Origin of the sequence: Niabella digestorum, from assembly GCF_036409055.1 — a bacterium.
Lineage (GTDB): Bacteria > Bacteroidota > Bacteroidia > Chitinophagales > Chitinophagaceae > Niabella > Niabella composti.
In genome coordinates this window covers 574542-598360 of the sequence record NZ_JAZGLY010000002.1, presented here as the reverse complement: position 1 = coordinate 598360, position 23819 = coordinate 574542, and the positions used below count along the sequence as shown (strand labels likewise).

The window sequence follows — 23819 nt, the reverse complement described above, 5'->3', positions numbered from 1 at the left end:
AACACAAAATATATGCTTATTTATACTAATTCATTGCACCTATAAAGCCACAAGGGGGACGGTAACTGCAACAGTATAGCTAATTGACCTAAATTTGACACATAATCGTAATCATGAGGGTAAACAAAAAAGAGAGTAAGTTATTGAAGGAAGCCATTGAGGAATGGGAAAACAATGCCCTTATTGACAAAACTACAGCTCAAAAACTTAGGGACACCGTATCTCCTTACAGAAGCGAATTTGATACAATTGCATTTTATGCAGCTATAGCCGCCGTTTCATGCGCTATTCTGGCTTTTGGAGCATTAGTACTGGATGAGAAATGGATTGAACGTATTAGAAAATATTTCGCCTTTTCCGAATTTGCCATAGGTCTTGCATTTGCTCTATGCTCGGGCTTATTAATATGGATAGCTCGAAGGCGTAACCGAAAATATCCTTACGCTTCCTTAGCCAATGAAAGTTTTACCATTTTGATAGCGCTAACGCTGGGCGTATCTGTGACTTATTTTTCCAAAAGCCTTTCCATTAGTACAGACTATTATGGTATTGCTATATTCATCACAGCTGTGCTGTACGGTATTGTGGCATTTTATCTAAATACAAAACTTTTATGGTGCTGTGCTCTACTAGCTCTCATTAGTAGTTGGGGTGCTCAGACATATGCATGGTCGCAGGATACTTATAAAACTTATTTCTTAGGAATGAACTACCCACTGCGCATGACATTTCTAGGTGCGGCAATGGTAGGCTGTTCCTGGCTTTTACGGCAGCAACCCTATTTCAAAAAGTATTATTCCTTCACTTGGCATTTCAGCTGGATATTTTTGTTTACCTCAGCTTTATTTCTCTCCGTTTCAGGAAATCTAAGTTACGAGGTGTGGTCTGCTATCAGACAAGGGAAATTATTTATGTGGGCCATAGCCTATACCGTGCTACTCATAATAGTACTGGCATATGCTATCAGAAATAAAGAAGAAACATTAAGAGATATTACAATTATATTCTTCCTATTGAATATTTATACCCGCTATTTTGAATATTTTTGGAACAGGACTAACAAGGGGCTTTTCTTTGCATTGCTGGCAATATCATTTTGGTTAATCAGCAAGAAGGCTGAACAGTTACGCAAAAAACTGTCGTAGCTAAAACATCAACCCTAGTGCAATACCCCCGCCCAATACGGTATTATCTCCAAAACGCTGTGCATTAAAATTAATAGCAGGAGCAAAAGACACAAACTCGCTAATCTCGAATTTATATCCCGCTCCAAGTTTAATAAAGGGGCCTCCATTTAAATGGGGCTTATCCGCCTTATAATTTATTTTCAAAAGTGGAGCATAACCTACATTCAGCAAAAACATAACATCGTTTCTATAATTAAAGGGATAGTAACGAAAATCAGCAAAAACAGGCAATAGAGTTATATTATGATTTTTGCCAAAGTAGCCGCTAGCTATCGCAGAATCTGTGGTACTTGATCCTGCAAATGCTTTATATCTGGACGTTTGCAACCCTACACCTACCCCAATAGACAAATGATTGTTTACAAAGAAACCGTTAATGGTACTGACGCTATACCCAAAAGTTTTTACATAGGCGAGCCCATCTTCTAATGATGAAGAATCCAACGATTGCAAATACTGTATTTCTGCAAGGTTAGTAATATTGAAATATCCCTTTTCCTGTTTGGTACGGATTTGAGCAGAGGCTACATTTATACAGAAAAATACTATGCAACCTATAAGTAAATACCGGACAATACTCATCTCCTCTCTTTTTTAGATAAAACAATGCTTTACTAAAATTAGGAAAATTATCGGAGATTCGTGACTTTTAAGTTAAAATCAATATAGCCCGATTTTTTCTTCTATCAGATAGGAATTTCTGCCGGGAGCATTACGGGAAATGAGTTCGCTTAAAAAACCAGCCAGAAAGAGCTGTACACCAATAATAATGGATGTGAGTGCTATATAAAAAGCAGGCCTGTTTGTAACGGTATAGTCTGCAAAGGAAATTTTTGAAATAATAAGAATAAGCGATGTGATGAATCCTACAAGAAAAAAGACCAATCCTATCAGCCCAAAAAAGTGCATAGGTCTTTTGGAGAACTTGCCCACAAAGGTGATGGACATTAGGTCTAGAAAACCATTTACAAAGCGGTCCCAACCAAACTTCGTCACGCCATACTTACGCTTACGATGTTCCACTACCTTCTCACCAATCCTTCTAAATCCGGCCCACTTAGCAATAACAGGTATGTAGCGATGCATTTCGCCGTAAACCTCTATGCTCTTCACCACTTTCTTTTTATATGCCTTAAGACCACAGTTAAAATCATGGAGCTTGATTTTTGAAACGCGGCGCGTAACGGCATTAAAAAACTTAGAAGGGATATTTTTAGTCAGTGTATTGTCATAGCGTTTTTTCTTCCACCCACTCACCAGATCATATCCATCCTCAACAATCATACGGCGCAATTCGGGGATTTCATCAGGACTATCTTGAAGGTCTGCATCCATCGTAATCACTACATCTCCTTCGGCTACTCTAAAAGCCTCGTTCAACGCTGCTGACTTGCCGTAATTACGTTGAAACTTGATACCTTTTATATTACTGTTTTGGGCACGCAGCTTCTGAATCACTTCCCACGAATCATCGGTACTACCGTCATCCACAAACAGTATTTCGTAAGAAAAATTGTTATCCCGCATGACGCGCTCGATCCACTCCGTTAATTCCGGTAGCGATTCTTCTTCATTCAATAACGGTATAACAATTGACAAATCCATTTTATTATTTGTTACGCAAAGATAAATTTTGAAATCAATAGCGCTGCATTAGGGTTATTTAGTACTACCTCTCAAATACAATACACCAGAAACAACCATAGTAACTACCGCCCCTACTAGCAAATTGGAGAATATCTGTCCGGATATACTGATAGGAATAAAATATTTTCTCGTTTGCTGGGCTTCTATTTCTATTTCTTGAGGGGTTCTATGTTGGGCAGTTTGAAGACGTTCCACTTTGGAAGCTTCTATTATTTGATCGATTTTCTCGGGATTTGTTTTCCAGTAAACAAATGTGTAAATAGCCAGTACTAGCGTAGCCATTACAAAACATCTGAACCCCTGCTGAAATAATATTCCAAATTGCGAAATTCCTGTGGCTGATGCAAAAGACATTACACTCCACACAATACCTAACCCATAAATAAATGTACCTGCATACTGTAATACCGTTGCCTTATTATCATCCATTACAGATAATATTAGCCCCAGTACCACCATCAGCACACCTGTGATCAAACCTTTTATAGTAGCATTCAATTTCAATCTCTCTTAGTTTAATACAAGCTGATTATTGTGATAAATACCCAGAGGTTTGCCTTTGAAGGCTTTACCTATAAAGGGAGTATTTTTACTGATAGACAACACTGCTCCCTGATCTAATACCCACTCCTCTTGCGGATTGAATAAAGTGATGGAAGCAATATTACCTTCTTCAATGGAAGGAATATCCAGATTTAATATTTTCCGCGGATTGATAGCCAACAGCTCTATCCAACGTTCCTGTGTCACATCGGGCAGTGTGGTATTGAGTGCTGCATATACTGTTTGTAAAGAGAGCATTCCGTTCTTTGCATATTCAAACTCCACAATTTTATGATCTTTGTCTTGCGGAATGTGATGCGATGCGATACAATCAACCAATCCCTCCCCAACCGCTTTCTGCAAAGCCTTACGGTCTTTTTTATTGCGCAACGGCGGATTTACTTTTAGATTGGTATCGTAAGTGGTAATATCCTCATCACAGAAGACCAGATGATAAGGCGTTACAGAACAAGTAATATCCAGTTTTTTCTGTTTGGCATCCTTAATCAGCTTTAAAGAAGCCTCCGTACTCACACCAGTAAAATGCAAACCCGACTCCGCATAAGCTGCTAACTTGATATTGCCTGCTACGGCAATTTCCTCAGCGATATCGGGTCGCCCGGGAAGCCCCATTTGCGTTGAAGTAATGCCCTCATTCACTACTCCGTGAGGATTAATGCTTCTGTCATCGGGTACCTGAATGATTACACCATTGAAGGATTTGATATACTGCAACGCTTTTACCAACAACCCAGAAGACTGCACGGGGTTTTTACCATCGGTAAAGGCTACCGCTCCACTCAATTTCATATCATACATCTCGGCCAGTTCCTTACCTTCCGCATTACGGGTAATACTTCCCAATGGCAATACGGTAACCGGCAGTCCCTTGGCTTTTTGTATGATATATTCCACAACCGCTTTTTGATCCACTACGGGGTTTGTATTGGGCATTACGCATACGGTAGTAAACCCTCCGGCTGCTGCTGCCTTAGCACCGCTGCTGATTGTTTCGCGAAACTCAAAACCCGGATCGGCAAAATCGGCAAAAATATCTACCCAGCCGGGCGATACATGCAACTGAGGCATCGCAACTTCCCTCGCCCCTTTTGCCTTCAAATTTTTACCAATGGAAATAATTCTCCCGTTTGAGATATGAATATCAATAACCTTCCCATGATGAGAAGAAGTGGGATCTACAATTTTTGCTTGCTTAATGATAAGGTTCATTAAGTTGCGAAGATAAGCAACAGTAAGATATAAACATGATTTCGGATTTTGAATTTAAAAAGAAGTAATTATTGTTTTTTTTGAACTTTTTTTTATAAATTTGCTCCCCGCTCGAGTTACCCTCGAGTAGGGATCGGGATGTAGCTCAGTCCGGTTAGAGTACACGTCTGGGGGGCGTGTGGTCGCTAGTTCGAATCTAGTCATCCCGACCAACATATTAAAAGCCATGATTTTATGATCATGGCTTTTTTGTTTAGTACAGAGTGTACATCACTAATTTTTTGAGTTGGCTTTGTCGAAGATTATTATTTAAAACTTTATTTAACAAATCCTTCTTAAGATTCTGCGACAGCCCCTTAAATGGAAGCTATGCATATCGAAGAGATATCTATGGTCACTTTTAGAATACCTATTATTTAAAATATCCAAACAACAAATATGCAATTACTAGCGTAATAATAATATTAAAACCCTGAGCACCTAAGAAGGCTAATAAAGGCTTTCTGTTTTGCTTGCCGAAAATATCCTTAAAGCTGGTTTCAAGGCCAATACAGGTAAAAGCTAATGAAAACCAAAATCCTTGAATATTTTTTAACTGAGGTTTAATGCTTTCGGTAATATCGGGCGCTACCAGAAAAGAGAATACAAGAGATACAATTACAAATCCCAATACGAACTTGGGGAAGCGCTCCCAGATCACTTTTAAAGTAGGTTTTTGCTCCTGCTCTACCTCTTTCTTGGTATAAGACCAATACACAGATATGGCAAATGCTGCAATGCCCAACAATACATTCTGAGAAAATTTTACAATAGTACTTATCTTCAAAGCCGTTTCACCTACCAATGTGCCAGAAGCCACCACGGCACCTGTTGTATCAATGGTTCCTCCCAACCAGGCTCCGGTTATTTCCTCACTCAGTCCTAACTGATGAGCTATCCACGGCATAAATATCATCATCGGTACAGCGGTTATCAATACCAGCGATACAACTACTGATAATTTCTTCGGGTCGCCTTTAATGGCACCGGATGTTGCTATAGCTGCCGAAACGCCGCATATGGATACTGCACTGGACAGCATCATGGTGAGCTCATTATCTACCTTCATCTTCTTACAAAGCCAGAAGGAGAAATACCATACTGATAATACTACCAGCAATGACTGAATCAACCCCAAGGAACCGGCCTTAAGAATATCAGAAAAAATAACACTGATTCCCAGCAATACCAATCCTATTTTCACAAAGAATTCAGAAGACAATGACTCAGAAAACCACTCAGGTAATTTAATAAAATTCCGCACAATCAACCCCAAAAACAAACAAAAGATTACTGTTTCCAGATTTAAGGATTTAATGCCTTCAAAACCACCCGCTAAGGAAGCCAGCAACGTCAGTACATAAACTACAGGAAAACTTTTCGCCACACCCGATATATCTTTACCGGTGATGCGAGCGCCTAAGAGCGCAAAAGCATAAAAAAATAAAAAGTAGAGCAAAATGTTTTTGAGATTTACTGCAGCAAAAACTGCTTGAGCTAAATCACTTGCATTTTGCCACTTAAATGACGGAGACGGCAGACCTAAACCTGCAATCGTAAGAATAATAATAGCAAATCCCAGCACAACTGCTGACCAATCTTCTGTAAGTAAAAACCTGCGCTTAATTGTTTCTGTCATTATAAATCAAGATTATCTTTTTTATGAAAAATATCTTTCAATACTGTTCTTGCAGCATGATAACCACACATGCCATGTACACCTCCACCCGGCGGAGTGGAGGAGGAAGATATAAAAATTTGTTTATCCGAAGTACGATAGGGCGTTAAACGAAAAGAAGGCCGCGTATACAATTGTGATAAGTTAATAATACCGCCGCCGATATCCCCACCCACATAATTAGGATTGTACGATTCCATCTGGCGTGCATTCATCGTATGTCTAGCCAAAATTAGTTCCTTAAAACCGGGTGCAAATCTTTCTACCTGATTCTCTATCGCAGCAGTCATATCCTGGTTGGAGCCATGCGGAACATGACAATAAGCCCAAGCCGTATGCTGCCCATCAGGAGCCCGTTGCGGATCCACAATACTTTGCTGCGCCAACAAAACAAAAGGCTTTGAAACAGCATGCCCCATTTCATTTTGCTTTTCAGAAAAACTAATCTCTTCAAAAGTACCTCCCAAATGCAAAGTAGCGGCTTGCCTGCACAATGTTGCCCCAAAAGGAATCGGTGCGCGCAACGCCCAATCTATTTTGAAAACGCCCATACCGTAGCGAAACCGCTCCAACTGCCAGCGATAAAAAGAGGAGAAGCGATGTCCTGCAATACGCAACAGCTGACGCGGTGTCACATCAAAAACAAAAGCTTTTGCAGGAGGTAGCTCTTCAATCCGCTCTACCATCGTGCCCGTTTCAATAACACCCCCTAGTGACACAAAATAGTCGCTCAAGGCTTTAGCAATACTTTGCGAACCTCCCGCCGGCACAGGCCAACCTTTAATATGGGCTGCCGCATTCAGTACCAGCCCTATGGATGCTGTGGCCCAGCCATCCAAGGATCGAATGGAATGTCCGGCCATGCCTGCCCATATGCCTCTAGCTTCGCGCGTAGCAAATCGCTTTACAATTTGCGAAGCAGGCTGTAAGGCCTTCAAACCAAATCCTGCTAGAGCGAAAGGATCCTTGGGAAATCGCAGTGGTCGTAATAAATCATTAATAATACGTGGCCAGCGTTCTACCACCGACCCGATTAAATCAAGGTAAGCCTGCTTATCGGCTCCAAAAGATGCTGCTGTATCTTCCAAAGAGGCAACAATACCGGCAGCCTCCGTGGCACTAAAAGGATGTGCAAGTGTAACAGGAGAATGTAGATAACGTAATCCGAACTGTTCTAAAGGAAGTGCAGCAAAAAAAGGCGAATGAATAGCCATGGGGTGCACAGCCGAACATACATCATGCAAAAAACCCGGCAGTGTGAGCTCCTTGGTTCTCAAGCCTCCCCCTACTTCATGCTGCCCTTCTATCAGCAACACCTCTACACCAGCCATTTGCAGCGTAATAGCTGCAGCCAAGCCGTTGGGCCCCGATCCCACTACAATTGCATCGAACGATTTATTCATTGTTGTTCAATCACTCTAATAACTACCAGCACTGAGCGTACTTTCCGACACCGCATACTTACGGTCTACCCGATCCAGTACTACAAATATGGAATCTTTATCTTCATTAATCCCGCGCAGGTACACACGCTTGCCCCCATCCTCAGTTTGATAAGACAATATCATCTTTTGTCTTCCTTCATCTACGAGCCCTACACCAAATACCCTATTTCTGCGTGTGGAGGAAGCTCTAGGGTGAATAGTCTTATTTTCATCCCCGATATTACGCAATGCCTCAATAGGAATCCAAAATTTAGAGGAATCTTTCACTACATATGCCGGATTGACAATATCATCACCTCCCCCTCGAGAATGAATCTTCTTCTTGGCCGTCATGATATTTTTATCTTGTAGATATAAAACCTGATTCACTGTATCGGCTAGATAATGAAACACACGTCGCCCGCCAGCAACACCGGACACTTCAAACGTTTTATTGATATCCTTCATGGGACCACCCCCACCATTTGAAAGCTCCAACGGCACCTTGCGGTTCTGTTTATATGCTAATGTACTCCATTTTTCAAATATTACTTCTTGCCAGCGCGTAGTATCGGTAGGATCCTCGGGGATGATGCGATCGTTAATTTTAAATTCCTTAACATGATAATAGCCGCGCAGTGTCTTTACCCCCGGTGAAGAGGGCTGCTTATAAGGATCGTAGAGATAGTTCATCCACTGCAAGTAGAAAAGTACAATCAAAAACAAAAATACTAGCAGACTTTTAATGCCTATCCTTAACCAACGTTGCCATTTTTCTGAAAAATTTGGAACTATATCAATAGGCGTTACATCCTGCTTCAGAATAAGCAGTCTGTAAACACGTGGAATGTAATAAGCTAGTACAAAAGAGCCCAACAGCACAAAGTAAGAAGCATACACATGTACACCTCCATCATATCCCAAATTTACAACCGTAATAGAAGCCAAAGCCCCAATTAGCAAAGCTGCACCAAAGGCGGTTGTTTTTCGAAACAATAGAAAAGCCCCCGCCGCGACTTCCACAACTCCCGTAAAAACCTGATACCAAGGTACGATACCTATCGAAAGCCAGAATACCTTGTGCCCGGTAAGATCCCCAAAATTATTGTTGAGCAGGCTAATGGAAGGATAAGGCATCTGTACCGGAAATAATTTGGTGAATCCAAATCCAATAATACCAATGCCTGCTCGATATCTTACAATGGCCTGAAGCCAGTAATAGGCAATATTGTAGCTTTTTCTCTTATTATCAACCCACCCCCATATTAGACCTATTACAATAGCAATGCCGAGGATAGCGACCCAATTAGACCATGATGCCAGCCCCCATCTTCCGCTTTCACTTCGAACCGTCCAGATCCTTATGGGGTTGAAACGGGCGACATCATATAAATCACGATAATGTAAGTGTGTCCAGTCGATATTGAAAACCGTTTTATACCAACTTGCAGAACCCGGAATACACATAATAATAAAGAAAACAAAAACAATTCTGAACGCTGTTTTCTGAAGCGGGCTCCATATATAGGGATACTTATTGGCGTCTGCAAGAGACCCCGTATGGGTGCTCCCATTAGCATCTGTAGCAGGCGAAGTTTGTAAGTCAGTTAATACGTTTGCCATAGCATGTTATAATAAGGTGAGTAATTAAAGTGTTTGTGGCTTGCGTCGGCCTTCAATTAGCAGATATTTTTTAGGAATTTTTGTAAGCACAGTATATATAGAATCAGTATTGTTAATCCTGCCCTGCAAGATTATCGTATTAGTATCCGGTCGTGCGTAATGCAATGTAAAAGTATCGGCAGGATAATGTGCATTTTTATTGTGCAAGTGCAATAATTGCTGTATACTGTCTACTGTGTAGGCATAAAAATGACGTCTGATGGTTCCCTGCGATTCATATTTTTTATCCCAATCTATAGGACTTACCTGCTCAACGTTATTGGAATCAATGATAACATCTCGATTAGACTTAATACTCAACGTAGCCCATTCTTCAAATACCACCTGTTGCCAACGAATCGGGTCCAAACTATTATAAGGCAGCGTATCATTATTAATACTGAAATGGGCTACATTGTATACACCGGCTACATCGGGCAGACCTTTTGCAATGGGTATATTATGTGGGTTCTTTTTATACCCCTGATAGGTTTTAAATCCGTAAAATATCAAGATAAAAAAGATGAAAACACCTTTCAACACCCATCGCCAAACTTTAAATTGTGGTTTTATGATGGGGAGAAAACGATCTGCAATAGCCTTCCTTCCCCACACCACCACATTAAAGATCCTTTGAGCATCATAAGCAAACAACACCAACGCCAGTAGCACTAAGAACAATGAGTAGCCAACCTCTCCACCTTCATAAGCCAGATTAGAGAACAATACATTTCCCGTAAACAATAAAACAATAAAAGCGCCTATAGCCGTTGTACGCCGCCAAAGCAATAACACAGCAGCCACCAACTCTACCCAACCCAAGAAAATTTGATACAACGGGGCGGCTCCTAAACTTACGGAAAACAACTGCCAAGTAGTAAATTCACCATACTGTGTATTGAGTTGACTGAGAGTAGGAAAAGGCGATTGTAACGGGAAGATTTTAATAAATGCATAAGCAGTCAGAGCAAATGCCAGTCGATACCTCAGTAACACACGCAACCAGTAATAAAGCTGAGCATATTCTTTGGCTTGTTTATCGATAGCAGACCAAACGATTGCTCCGATTACTGATAAGGCAACAATAAGAAACCAGTTATACAAAGGACTCGACGATATAAACTCAGGATAATAATGAGCCAGTCTAAAAATATCTCCGTAATAAATCGCTCCTAAACGAATAGCAAATACATCTTTGTAAAACTTATAGTCCAGTGGCAGCACCTGAAGCAAAAAATAGATAAAGAAAAATCTAAACAGCCATTGGGTTGTAGTGGACCACTGATTACTTGCAGGAGACATAGCTTTTGATTTTAGGATTAAAGATTGATTAATATCCCGGATTCGGGGTTAACGCAGGATCTACTAATAACTGAGCAATAGGAATAGGAAGTACATATTTGTTCGGATCCGTAACGTTCAATACAGCACCTACTCTCCCGGTGCGCACGAGATCAAACCAGTAATGCGGCTCAAAAGCAAACTCATAATGCTTTTCCTTTTCTATCGCCAATAATAATTCCTGCTCGTCTGATAAAGCAAGTGGCAGCAGTTCTGCCCTATCCCTCACTGCATTTAAATCCGCCAGAGCCAAACTACGCTTGCCCGCCTGATGTGCTCTAGCTTCTGCCCTAATCAGGTACATTTCTGCAATACGCAGAATGTAAGAAGGATCTACCGCCGGAGTTCTGTAGTAAAGATTCCCATACCATGAACCATCATTCGATTGAGCCACCAAGGCTTTTCGACCACCGCCAATAGCGGGATCGGTAATCTGTTGTATAAATGCATCGCTGGGATACCATCTTCTCACTCCACCGTTGGCCGGAGGTTGCCAAGCAGTGCGATGGTTATTAGGATTGGCAGCATTGTAAGTGGTTTCAAGGATAGATTCACGGGTACCCACTACATTGTTGGCAAACCAACTGCTATAAGGTTTGATAAGCTCGTATTGCGAATCATCAATAAGCTTTGTCGCATAATTTTCTGCCTCAGCCCATTGTTGTTGGTATAAGTAATAACGTGCTTTTAAGGCCCACACGGTCTTTTTAGTAGCGCGCACTCTGTTGGTCGTTTCCGGAAGACGCTGCTCTGCTTCATTTAAATCGCTTAACACCTGAGCATAGGTATCTTGCAAACTACTACGCGGAATACCTTTACTAGCATCCAGCGATTCGGTGGGCTCCAAAATCAACTGTACACCACCCCAAACACGTGCCAAATCGAAGTAAGCCAACGCGCGAATAAAATATGCTTCACCAGTTATCTGATCTCTTTTAGTATCATTAATAACGTCATCAGGAAGCGCGGGAACTTTTTTGATAACATGATTAGCCCTGTTGATGGTTCTGTAAATAGCCACCCATACGTTATTCACTTCTTCATTATCCGCGCGTACATCGCGCTGAATAAACTCTCGATTTACTGTACGTGAATCGCCCCACTCCAGATCGCCCCCACGTAAGTACGTAGTAAATTGAAATATTTGTCCATAATAACCAGCACTAGCTAATGCCTCATACACACCATTCAAAGCTGTATTAGCTGAGGTTTCATCTACAATCGTAACAGCATCGGAGGTGTTGTCCTTGGGTTCTACATTCAAAAATTTACTGCATGACAATAATGCACCCAAGAACGGTATCAATACAATCTGATATATATATTTCGCTTTCATGAAGTTTAATTTTTATACTTAAAGAGTTACATTGATTCCAAACTGAACAGAAATAGGCTGAGGAGGAGTACCTACATCAATCCCCCTTGCATTTTGCTCGTTCGTATGAACAGACTCAGGATCGGGCCCAATATGTTTTGTATGTAGCCATAAGTTCGAGCCCAACACATATACACGCAGTGCACTCAGCCCAATACGGGAAATAATTTCACGAGGGAATGTATAACCCAAAGTCAGCGATTTTAAACGAACAAATGACCCATCTTCTAGAAAACGACTGTTTTGTTCAATGCCGTAGTTATTTCCCACGCTGGTTACACGGGGCACATCTGTAATATCACCCGGCTTTTGCCAGCGACGTAAATTATATGCTAGAATGGAACGCCCCGCATCCTTCGTACCACCACCTTCCATCAGCATTCTATCGAAGCTGACCACTTTGTTGCCAAACTGATAAGTAAAGAATACGTTCAGGTCGAAAGATTTAAACTTCACTTCGTTAGTGAGGCCGCCAAAAAATTTCGGGCTTGCATTACCTACTATTTGTCTATCGGCTATTGTAATAACGCCGTCTCCATTCACATCCTCGAAAACAGCATCTCCGGTTTGCGGATCTACATACAACTGTTTATACATCCAAAAGGAATACAGTGGATACCCCTCTTCGTTTCTTATCAAATCTCTCGAACCATACACCAAAGGAGTTGGTAGTTTTTCAATCTTATTCCAGTTACGGGTAATGTTAAATTGAGTCTGCCATGTTAGATGAGGTTTATTGATATTTATAGAAGACAACGAAAGCTCAATTCCTTTATTACTAATTTCTCCGCTATTTGAATAATACTGAGAAAAACCTGTAATAGCGGGAATCTGCAATGGAAGCAAGAGATCTGTAGTGTATTTGTAATAAGCATCCGCTGTCAGCGCCAAACGATTATCAAAGAAAGCTATATCTAAACCTGCATCTATCTGATTGGTTTTTTCCCAGCGGAGATCAGGATTACTTAACTGAAAAGGCGCGGTGCCTGGCTGTTGGGCGCCGCCAGCAGTGTTGTAATAACCGGCACCACCAGACCATAATCCACGTGCAGCAAAATCACTGATACCATTCTGATTTCCTAACACACCATAACTTGCACGAAGCTTCAAATCACTAATAGCATCAGCATCCGACAGGAACTTTTCGTTTTTAGCACGCCATGCCAAACCAATAGAAGGGAAATGTCCCCATCGGTTATTCTTTCCAAATTTTGAAGAACCATCCGCTCTAACAGACAGTTCCAAATAATACTTATCATCAAAGCTGTAATCAAGACGAGAGAAAAATGATACCAAGTTAGACTTACTCCATCTTTGATTGGAAGTTGTAATACTAGCCGCACCAATTTTTCTGTAAGAACTATTAGGAAACCCTGTTCCTCTTGCCCTTGTATTTTGCAACACATTACTTTGAATAGTATTACCTACCAGTACGGATACATTATGTAATTTATTGTAGGACCTCCTGAACGATAATGTTTGTTCATTTATCCAAGTAAGATTTTGTGTAATGGAAGATATAGCCTCGCCTCCTACTGCGCTACCTATTGTAGTTCTTTCTGAGTTATACTCCGATTCATCGTAGAGATTAAAATCAGCACTCCAGCTGGTTCTAAACCTAACATACTTTCCAAAAGACAGTTCACCATACAGATTTCCGATATAGCGCAAGGATTTGGTTTGTTGTTGTACATCATCGGACAAAAGCACGGTATAATTTTCGAATGCTTGGCGGAAAGGAGTGCCATCAGGATTAAAAATAGGCTGATAAGTAGGTGTATGAATAGAAGCTTGGAAAATACCACCTGTAGGTCCGGTGCCCGCCCTAACATGATTTCTATGAGAAACGGAAACAGTATTTCGAGTACCTACTGTTAGCACTTTATTCAATCTGCTATCCAGATTTACTCTAAAACTACCACGCTGAAAATCTGCTTTCTTAAGCGCTGCTTCTTGCGAAGTGTAGTCTACACCATAATAATAACGTGTATTATTGTTTCCGCCCTGATAAGACATATTATACGATTGCAGCAATGCGTGTCTGAACAACGGTGTTATTCTGTCGTATGTGGGCTGTTCTTCGGGCAACCCACGTCCCCCCTCCGATACCGGACGAAATGGACGGTTGGCATATGTCCGATTCAAAGCCGGATTATCGATACCCGAATTAATCCACTGCTCATTCACTAGTTCTGCATGTTCAGGACCGGTAACCAGTTTCCATAGTCTGCTTTTATCAGCCCATGCAGTACCTACCAATGCTTCAAAAGAAATCTTGGGCTTTTGATTGTAGGATCCCTGTTTGGTAGTAATAATGATTACTCCATTGGCACCACGCGAACCGTAAATAGCAGTAGCACTAGCATCTTTAAGTACTTCTATACTTTCTATGTCAGCAGGATTGATATCGGCCAGTGGAGAAGTGGCTTTTCCTCCTAGATCCAGGGTAGAAAGACTTTGATTATTGACAAATACACCATCGATTATATATAACGGATCGGCACTAGCATTAATAGTTGCAGCCCCGCGAACACGCACCACTACTGCATCTCCGGGAATTCCATTTTGTGAATTAACCTGCAATCCTGCAGCTTTTCCCTGCAGCTGTGCGTCCATACTGGCAACAGGAAGATGATTTACTTCTGCAGCCTTTACATGTGCTTGCGCTCCTATAATATCTTTCTTTCTTCTAGTATCATACCCCACTACAACTACATCCTCCAGTTGATTCACTACCGGTTTTAAATACACATCTACCGGAGATCCTGTAGCAACAATTTCTTTGGGCTCATAGCCCACAACTGTCACAACTATAGTAAAGGGGAACTTTTGTCCTGTATATAAAGTGAATGCTCCTTGCTGATTACTTACAGTACCGTTAGTAACTCCTTTAATCTGAATAGAGGCATCCGATATCGGACGTCGTGTTGTAGAATCGTATACCTTTCCTTCTAAAACAGCGTTAACAGTAGGCTTTGGTTGTTCTTGGGCTTGAGTATAATTATAATAAGAAGTTATAAATGTAAGAGATAAAACAAAACAAATTAATCTTTTCATTAATTTTGCATTAAGGTTAAAAAAATAAGGCTCCACAACTGGTTTCCGGTTGTGTACATCCAAGCAAAAGCCTTAATTTTTCTCAGACCGGTATCGTCCCACCGATATCGGTCGTTTTTGTTTTAAGGCAGATTAATTATTAAGGAAACCAGTTTTGAAAGGATTTACACCCTTTCCTTCATGATATGTAATTATGTATAGTCCACACCTAAGCGGGACATCGACGCATCATCAGATGCCCATGCATGCAATTAAAGAGGACAATTGGATTAACTTTCATGGTTAATATTTTATAACACTTTCCTAAGAGAAACGCAAAATTAACACACCTTCATTAGTCTACCAAATTAATAGACTATTTTTTTATAAAAAATATTGCTCTTCCCATTTAATATATTTCGGTAAGAGCAATATTGTATACTCAATAAGATGCGCTACGGAAAAGCAGATCTTTAGAAAGCTTAATTATTTCGCTTCAATGCGGAAGTAATCGAAATCCACAAAACCTCCGGGCTGCTTAGTAGCATAGTTAAATAAGCCGAAACGATATCCCATAAAATGTGGGATAGTATAAGCCATTTTTAGTTGGCTACCTATGGGATTCCAAGTTTTACCATCAAGGCTATAGAAGAAATCAGCCACATCACGTCTGTTGGTAAAATCGCACGATGCTTTAAAGTAAACAACATTTTGCGCAAGTGGCACTTTAGCTACTTCTTCGGGTTTTCCAGAAGAAGCATTTACCATCACGATATATTTTGCATTTCCCTCAACCTTCACCCCTACCTGACCGTAATTCTTTTGCAATAAACACAAACCTGCAAAATCGCCATCCTTCATATTTGAAACATCCACCGATGTAGTTGCTGATGAAACAGGGCCTATCGTGCGTTGTGTTAAAGTATTCTTTGCCAGCTGAAAATCCTCATCCACTCTTCCCGTAATAAGTCGCAGATAGCCTTTGCGAGCTGTTACCGACCATAATGAATTATCCGGATTATGATTCCACTGCCATACCAATGGTAAAGAGCGATCCTTCTTCTTCCGCGAGAACTCATCAGAAGCTACAATACCCGGAATCAAGCCTTTGCTAGGTGGCAAATCAAGTGTCATAGGGACCTTGCCATCTTCATCACCCAGAACCGGCCAGCCATCCTCCCAGCGAACAGGTACCATATAGGGAATTCGTCCTACCGCACCATGATCTTGGAACAAATACGCAAACCAGCGACCATCCGGCGTATCAATCAATCCTCCTTGAGCAACACCTTTATCCTGCAAACCGATTCGTCCTTCCCAGGGTCCTGTAATCTTATCAGCCCGATGAATAATCACTGTCCGTTGTCCACCCGCAGGCCAAGCTATATTAAACAAATAATACTTTCCATTTACCTTAAACAATTGAGAACCTTCCGCAGGCAACCCTCCCCGCTTCCCTTCAGGAATTGCGGGTAGAGAAGCATTTTCAATCAATACCCTATCGGTTCCTTCTTTCACACCACTAAGGTCATCTTTTAATTCAACGATCCTCAATTTGCCACCACCATAAATCATATATATCTTACCATCATCATCAAAAAATAAGGTATGATCATGCATCATAGGTTTAAAGGACGTAGCTTCCCACGTACCTTTCTCAATATCCCGGGTTCTATATACATAAGTTTTGCCTGTAGTTTGGGCAAATGTGGTCACGTAATACATGCCTTTATGATAACGAATGCAACTTGCCCATGACCCCCTGCCATAAGTGCTTTGCCCATTATCAAGATTAAGTGCATCCACACCCACTTTATTCAAAGTATCATAACAATAACCAATAAGTTTCCAGTTTACCAAGTCAGTAGACTTCATTATAGGAACTCCCGGACTCATGTGCATGGTAGTGCTACTCATATAATAATTCTTACCTACGCGAATAATGGACATATCGGGCACATCAGCAAATATTATCGGGTTCCGCGCCTTTTCTTGAGCATAAAGGCACAAACTCACCAGCATCCATAAACTGTAAAGGAGAATTTTTTTCATCTATTTCTTTTTACAATTAGAATAATTGATTTACGAGAAACGATTTTTATTTTCTTTATACGTACTACTTCTTTGTTTTTATTCGGATAAGTACAAACGACATTGCAGGCACTTCGTAATCAAACTTACGTGCGACTTTATAAGAATCGGTAACTGGTGCTATCTTAGAAGGCAAACCGAATTTATTTTCGTCATCCTCGTTTCCAGTAATAACGGTGCGCGCTGCAACTGGCTGAATATTTTTAAATGCCGATAAATCTATTTTCACTTTCTTATTTTCCTTTCCCGCATTGGCCAGTTTAATAATTGCATCCCCTGTTTTACTATCATATACACAGGATGCCACCATGACTGAATCTCGCCTATTCAACGCTACTACATCAGGTACATAATAATCACCTGCATTAGTTGAGAACAATTGCTGAACATAATAATTTATAGTAGGATAAATATTTTTATTATCGAAATAAATCAAATCAGGGTTCCACTGTGTAAAACCCATCTTACCTAGTAAAGGAGCATAGGATGACATCACTACTACGTCGCCATTACGCTCCAACCCAATCATATACGCCGCCTCTGCAATTGCATTATACAACTTACTACCCCAGGATGCGTACTCCCCCAGATACACCTTCCCTTTAGAGCGGTCGTAAGCATCGTATCGATAATGGTTGGAGAGATACCATTTGGGATCGGTATAATAATGCTCATCAACAATAGGAACTTTAAGTTCATTTGCAAATTGCCATCCTTTATCGAAATCTTCACCGCTGTGAAACGGACCTGAAGTTCCGATAAGAGTAATTTCAGGATGCTTGGCCTTCACAGCCTCATAGATCATTCTAAAACGCTGCTCAAACTCAGGAGTAATTTTTTCTTCGTTACCGATAGCCAGATATTCCAGATTGAAAGGCTCCGGATGTCCGGCAGCGGCACGTACCGCCCCCCATTTTGATGTAGCCGGACCATTAGCCCATTCTATCAAGTCCAGTATTTCCTGAATATATTCCTGCATTTCATCGAGTGGCAAGGCTTTTTGGCCGGTGCCTCCTATACGCCACGTTCCACCGGAGTTTTGACAACTTACAGCTGCAGGCACCACAGGTACTGGCTTAGCTCCGATATCTTCACAAAACTGAAAATATTCAAAATATCCCAAACCTCCCGTCTGATGATATCCCCATAAATTCCGTTGTTCTTTTCTTTGCTCAATAGGTCCGACGGTCTGTTTCCAACGATACATATTTCCCAGTCCATCTCCATGTACCAAGCATCCACCCGGGAAACGCACAAAACGAGGCTTTAAATCAGCTATAACCTGCGCTAAATCAGGCCTTAAACCGTTGGGACGATTTTTAAATGTGTTTTTTGGAAAAAGCGACACTACATCTAAAGCAAATTTTCCCTTCGTCGTTGCCAATACTGTTAGGCTAGCAGTATCATGTGATGCTTTGGCTATTAATGGCACGTCCAATTTTGTCCAGCTAGAAGTTGATATCGTCAAAGTATTTTCTGCTAAAATTTCTCCCTGCGGATTTTGCAAGGTAATACTGAGTGTAATAGGCTCCTTGCTTAGCAATCTTGAAAACATGGAGAAGTTATACTGCTCACCGGCTTTTACTACCATTCCTGCAAAACCTTGATTCTTTAGCCCCACACCGGAAAGTCCGGTATAACCGGCTTCCTTACCTACATGCTCTACATCAATCACCACATAGGTAGGATTGTTTGAATGAAGAGGGTCTTGCGTCTGCACATAAACATAACCATAGGAATAGCCAGGATTTACATATTCCCAGAAGGAAAGCGGATGCCATTCTCTTCGTTCGGTAGGACTATATTCAAATGAACGGTTTTGGACCAACTCGGCATACAAGCCCCCGTCTGCAGCATAGTTGATATCTTCAAAGAAAATACCAAATAAATCTGTACTGATCTTTTTAGCGTTTCGGGGTTGTCCATATCCGCATAAACAGGTTATCGTCATTACGACAAACCATAACAGTTTGAAGACACCCGACTTTTTCATTAGAGTCATGATAAATGATTTAATGCATGGCAATTAATAGTTTTATAACAGACAAAGCAATCCGGCAAATGCAATCCTTTACAAACAACTACAGCTTAAGCTTACACCTCAACCGCACATCTTGACTAAACATTTTCGTTCCTCAAGCCTCAAATAATTGTCATTTTTACAATTAATAGCAAATATAAGGAAAATTAAGACTGTTTACACCATCTCATAATTTACATTACGAATAGTGTAGTTTGGCCAGCAATACCTATATTAATACTCCTCAATTTATTGCGTAAATAATTCAATTACCTGAACCTCATAAGGAGGTTTTTCTTTCGGTAGATTTAGTATAATATCTGTTCCCGATTCCGTACACCGCACTTCCGAAGCATCATTCAACAGTTGCGCATATTTTATCTTACCCTTATATCCGGGCAATACGAGCTTACGATCATCCGGATAATCAAAAACGTGCAAGTACAACCGTTTGGTGTCGGGATTATAAGTTAACCTAACATTCATACTTTCAGGAAGCGCAAATATATCAGGAGCATAGGTACAATTATAAATGGCTCTATTGTGAGCATGCATCCAATAAGCCATGCTATCTAATGCACGCCGTGCTCTGCAATCAAATTCGCCACGTGCTGTAGGGCCAACATTCAAAATAAGATTCCCGCCATTAGCCACAGAAGTAATTAATAAATCCAACAGCTGTTTTTGGGTCTTCCACGTTGTTTCGTCCCTGTGATACCCCCAGGAACCGGAAAAGGTTTGGCAGGTTTCCCAGTATTTTCCCTTGTATTTTAAAAGTTCTAAAGGTTTTACTTGCTCTGGTGTTTCGAAATCAAAACCATCTGTATAGTCATTCAAATCCATCCGATTATTGATGATGATATGGGGCTGCAATTTTTTAATAGTCTTCAAAAGTTCCACAGAGCCCCAGTCATCTCTACCCTTTCCATGAGCACCTGGATAAGAAAAATCCAGCCATAGGATATCTATTTTCCCGTAATTAGTGAGCAGCTCAACTATCTGATTTTTTAGATACGCTCTGTAACGGTTCATATCTTTCCCCTGATTCAGCTTGGCATAATATGCTGCTAATTCTTTTTCGTTAGCAGCATCTTCTTTTCGGGCTCTTAGAGGGTGATGACGATCAACTGTAAAATCGGGATGATGCCAATCGATTAATGAATAATAAAATCCTACTTTAAGGCCTTCGGCCCTGAACGCTTCTACAAACTCTTTTACAAGGTCGCGCTTTGCCGCTGTGTTAGTAGCTTTATAATCGGTATACTTAGAATCAAACAAACAGAATCCCTCATGATGCTTGGCAGTAAGGACAGCATATTTCATACCGGCAGCTTTGGCAGTCTTAGCCCATTGCCGAGGATCATATAGATCAGGATTGAAATAATCGAAATACTTTTGATATTGTTCTGTTGTAATTCTTTCATAGTTTCTTATCCACTCATGCCTCGCCGGCAGTGCATACAACCCCCAGTGAATAAACATACCGAACCGGGCATTGGTGAACCATGCCATACGCTGAGCTTTCCTTTCTGGAGGTTCGTTGGTAAGGCTTTTAGTTTGAGCATTAGCAAGCAGTAAAGAGAACAGGAATAATCCAAGCAAAACTTTTTTAAGCATAATTCATTGTTTAATCGTACGAAAGGTCTGGCAGTAACATTTCTTATATGGCATAAAATACCGTCACATCTTAACAAAATGAATATACAAAAACTAGAAGAGAAGATATTTCGAAGGAGAAGTTTTTCCTCGCAAACCTATAAGTAATAAAAAAAAGTCCCAGGAAGATTCTGAGACTTTTTGTGCCCAGGACTGGATTCGAACCAGCACACCTCGCGGCGCCGCCACCTGAAGACGGTGCGTCTACCAATTTCGCCACCTGGGCTACCCGTGAATTGGGCCGCAAACCTAAGAAAAAAAAATCAAATTTTGAATTTCCTAAAAGAATGTTTTAAAAAATTTCCTTACGGATACAGTAGGTATTTTTTTCGCATTTCCTTGTACTGACTTAGGCCCGGCTCCCAGCTTGCTCGTATTTCTTCTTCGGGTGTACCGTTAATAATTTGCTGACGAAAATCGCCTGTGCCCACTAGTCGCTCAATCACGCCCATTTCTTTGCTCAGTTTGGAATCAAAAAACTTCTCTTTATAAGGATGCGCTTTGTACAATTCCATCACCCACTGAATATTGATCTTTCTGCTCTTACGCAGTTGCTCCACATCATAATTGCGCAAATCCAAACCATAGCATACCTGATTCATAAACAAAGGAGTTTCTGCCATGCCTTTTATCGATACCGGCGTGTAAGAGAAAGTGTATTTACCCTTTAGTTCAGGACTTCCCAGCACCGTAAAAGGGAACATGGTACCTCTGCCATGATTAATATAAATGCCCTCAAAGAGGCAGGTAGATGGGTACAGCATAATGGCTTGTTGTGTATTCAGGTTGGGCGAAGGTTTTACGGGCAATGTATAAGGCATGTCGTGATGATAATTCTCTACCGGTACTATTTTCAGCTTGCATTTTACTTTATTTGCCAGCCATCCTTCTCCATTAACCATTTGTGCAAACTCAGCTACTGTCAAGCCATGCGCAATCGGTATGGGAAACATACCAATGCCCGATTTATACTTCATATCTAACACGGGCCCATCAATCAAATATCCATTGGGGTTGGGTCTGTCCAGAATCAACATTTCCTTATCATTCTCCGCACACGCTTCCATCAATCTTGCCAAAGCATTAATATTGGTATAAAAACGCACGCCTACATCCTGAAGGTCATAAATCAACACATCCACGTTAGCCATATCTTCTTTAGTGGGTTTATTGCGAGGCCCATATAGAGAGATAATTGGGATTCCGGTAGCGGAATCTACTTCATCCTTCACTTTCACACCTGCACTGGCATTGCCTCTGAAGCCATGCTCCGGACCAAACACTTTTACAATATTGATTCCCAGAGAAAGCAAACTATCAACCAGATGTTTATTCCCGATGATAGTGGTGGGATTAGCCATTATCGCTACCCGCTTACCCCTTAGATAGTCTACATACTTTTCTGTTTGCTCCGCACCTGTTCGTATGGGTTTATCTTCTGACACGGTATTACTACTTGCCGGCACACTCACGTTACTTCTTTTATTTTTAAAACTCAGTATAAACACCGATAATGTCACAATGCAGAGCACCGAAAGAACTTTTACAGTAGTAATATTTTTCATGTCACTTGGTTTTATGCTAAAATACTTAAAAGTCCGTATAACTGGGGGTAAGTCTTGATAAAAGCAACGATTCTTTAAGTCTCTCCGTAAGCCCAAAGAAAGTTACATTTGTATTAAAGAATAATCTATGAGCAACAACGCTGTTTACATACTCGCTGCTGTACGTACTCCAATAGGAAGCTTTGGCGGGACACTCAAAGACCTCTCCGCTACACAGTTGGGTGCCCACGCCATTAAGGGAGCACTAGAAAAAGCAGGTATCCAGCCCGAACAGGTAGATGATGTATTAATGGGATGTGTTATACAAGCCAATCTAGGACAGGCCCCTGCAAGACAAGCCGCAAAGTTTGCCGGCCTTCCGGATAAAGTCAACTGTACTACAGTCAATAAAGTATGTGCCAGCGGAATGAAAGCCATTACCCAAGCAGCGCAGAGCATTTTGCTAGGAGACGCGGACATTGTAGTTGCAGGAGGTATGGAAAGTATGAGCAATGTTCCTTTTTATGTACCCAATATGCGGTGGGGGAATAAATACGGCGATACTTCCCTGATAGACGGGCTGGCCAAAGATGGATTACTGGATGTATACAATGGTCAGGCCATGGGAATAGCCGCCGAACTTTGTGCCAGTGAATGCAATATCTCTCGCGAAGACCAGGATGCATTTGCTATCGAAAGCTATAAGCGCAGTCAGGCCGCCTGGAATGAAGGACGTTTTAATGCAGAAGTCATTCCAGTATCTGTTCCGCAGCGCAAAGGAGACCCAATACTCGTAACAAAAGATGAAGAACCCTTTAATGTAAAATTTGAAAAAATCCCTCTTCTCAATCCGTCCTTTAAAAAAGACGGCACCGTAACAGCTGCCAATGCCAGTACAATGAACGATGGTGCAGCCGCACTAATTTTGTGTAGTAAACAAAAACTGGACGATCTTGGCCTTAAACCCCTTGCCCGCATTGTGTCCTACGCCGATGCAGAACAGGCACCCGAGTGGTTCACCACCAGCCCTTCCTTAGCCGTACCAAAAGCTGTAGCCAAAGCCGGACTTAAAATGGAAGACATCCATTACTGGGAACTCAATGAAGCTTTTAGCGTCGTTGGTGTGGCCAACATTCGTCAAATGGGACTTGACCCTACACGTGTAAACGTAAATGGCGGAGCCGTATCCTTGGGACATCCTCTAGGAGCTAGCGGCGCCCGCATTATTGTTACACTGATTCATATATTACATCAGCGGCATGCACGTTATGGAGCCGCAGGAATCTGTAATGGCGGGGGCGGAGCAAGCGCTATGGTTATTGAACCCCTTTGATAATTTCGGAGAA

16 protein-coding genes and 2 tRNA genes are annotated in these 23819 nt (G+C 41.2%); 3 read left to right on the top strand and 15 right to left on the bottom strand.

Going from position 1 to position 23819, the window contains the following annotated elements; translation table 11 throughout:
- Window positions 1-113 precede the first annotated feature (113 nt).
- The gene (locus V2H41_RS05220) at window positions 114-1145 is read left to right on the top strand and encodes a hypothetical protein (protein WP_330974075.1); all 1032 of its coding nucleotides are present in this window, start codon (window positions 114-116) and stop codon (window positions 1143-1145) included.
- Here the strand turns inward: V2H41_RS05220 and V2H41_RS05215 are convergent, their stop codons facing one another.
- From V2H41_RS05215 to V2H41_RS05200, 4 genes are all read right to left on the bottom strand, one after another.
- Window positions 1146-1769 (bottom strand): hypothetical protein, encoded by a 624-nt coding sequence (locus tag V2H41_RS05215; RefSeq protein WP_330974074.1) that lies wholly within the window; start codon window positions 1767-1769, stop codon window positions 1146-1148. It lies immediately after the preceding gene.
- Between the two features lie 78 nt (window positions 1770-1847).
- Window positions 1848-2792 (bottom strand): glycosyltransferase family 2 protein, encoded by a 945-nt coding sequence (locus V2H41_RS05210; protein ID WP_330974073.1) that lies wholly within the window; start codon window positions 2790-2792, stop codon window positions 1848-1850.
- 54 nt (window positions 2793-2846) lie between these two features.
- Complete coding sequence (locus V2H41_RS05205) at window positions 2847-3338, bottom strand: DUF4199 domain-containing protein (protein WP_330974072.1); 492 nt, start codon at window positions 3336-3338, stop codon at window positions 2847-2849.
- A 6-nt stretch (window positions 3339-3344) separates the two neighbouring features.
- A complete protein-coding gene (locus tag V2H41_RS05200; RefSeq protein WP_330974071.1) occupies window positions 3345-4607 on the bottom strand; it encodes a dihydroorotase in 1263 nt (420 codons plus the stop codon).
- Between the two features lie 134 nt (window positions 4608-4741).
- Here V2H41_RS05200 and V2H41_RS05195 point away from each other — a divergent pair.
- A tRNA-Pro gene (locus tag V2H41_RS05195) sits at window positions 4742-4819 on the top strand.
- 200 nt (window positions 4820-5019) lie between these two features.
- Here the strand turns inward: V2H41_RS05195 and V2H41_RS05190 are convergent.
- The 11 genes from V2H41_RS05190 to V2H41_RS05140 form a co-directional block, all read right to left on the bottom strand.
- A complete protein-coding gene (locus V2H41_RS05190; protein ID WP_330974070.1) occupies window positions 5020-6285 on the bottom strand; it encodes a YeiH family protein in 1266 nt (421 codons plus the stop codon).
- Window positions 6285-7727, bottom strand: coding sequence for a phytoene desaturase family protein (locus tag V2H41_RS05185; protein WP_330974069.1), 1443 nt, complete (start codon window positions 7725-7727; stop codon window positions 6285-6287). Before V2H41_RS05185 ends, V2H41_RS05190 begins: the two co-directional genes overlap by 1 nt.
- A gap of 15 nt (window positions 7728-7742) precedes the next feature.
- Window positions 7743-9371: a hypothetical protein gene (locus tag V2H41_RS05180; RefSeq protein WP_330974068.1), complete on the bottom strand. Its 1629-nt coding sequence runs from the start codon at window positions 9369-9371 to the stop codon at window positions 7743-7745.
- A gap of 24 nt (window positions 9372-9395) precedes the next feature.
- Entirely contained in the window at window positions 9396-10712 is a 1317-nt protein-coding gene (locus tag V2H41_RS05175) for a DoxX family protein (protein WP_330974067.1), read from the bottom strand.
- 28 nt (window positions 10713-10740) lie between these two features.
- Complete coding sequence (locus V2H41_RS05170) at window positions 10741-12087, bottom strand: RagB/SusD family nutrient uptake outer membrane protein (protein ID WP_330974066.1); 1347 nt, start codon at window positions 12085-12087, stop codon at window positions 10741-10743.
- An 18-nt stretch (window positions 12088-12105) separates the two neighbouring features.
- Entirely contained in the window at window positions 12106-15183 is a 3078-nt protein-coding gene (locus V2H41_RS05165; protein WP_330974065.1) for a SusC/RagA family TonB-linked outer membrane protein, read from the bottom strand.
- A 465-nt stretch (window positions 15184-15648) separates the two neighbouring features.
- Window positions 15649-17214 (bottom strand): glycoside hydrolase family 43 protein, encoded by a 1566-nt coding sequence (locus V2H41_RS05160; protein WP_330974064.1) that lies wholly within the window; start codon window positions 17212-17214, stop codon window positions 15649-15651.
- Window positions 17215-17278: 64 nt separating this feature from the next.
- Entirely contained in the window at window positions 17279-19255 is a 1977-nt protein-coding gene (locus V2H41_RS05155) for an alpha-L-arabinofuranosidase C-terminal domain-containing protein (RefSeq protein ID WP_330974063.1), read from the bottom strand.
- Between the two features lie 267 nt (window positions 19256-19522).
- Window positions 19523-20890, bottom strand: a complete 1368-nt coding sequence (locus V2H41_RS05150; RefSeq protein ID WP_330974062.1) for an alpha-L-fucosidase — start codon at window positions 20888-20890, stop codon at window positions 19523-19525.
- Window positions 20891-21073: 183 nt separating this feature from the next.
- Window positions 21074-21155 (bottom strand) — tRNA-Leu (locus tag V2H41_RS05145).
- A gap of 79 nt (window positions 21156-21234) precedes the next feature.
- The gene (locus V2H41_RS05140) at window positions 21235-22494 is read right to left on the bottom strand and encodes an exo-beta-N-acetylmuramidase NamZ family protein (protein WP_330974061.1); all 1260 of its coding nucleotides are present in this window, start codon (window positions 22492-22494) and stop codon (window positions 21235-21237) included.
- A gap of 127 nt (window positions 22495-22621) precedes the next feature.
- Here V2H41_RS05140 and V2H41_RS05135 point away from each other — a divergent pair, with 127 nt between their 5' ends.
- Complete coding sequence (locus tag V2H41_RS05135) at window positions 22622-23806, top strand: thiolase family protein (RefSeq protein WP_330974060.1); 1185 nt, start codon at window positions 22622-22624, stop codon at window positions 23804-23806.
- Window positions 23807-23819 lie beyond the last annotated feature (13 nt).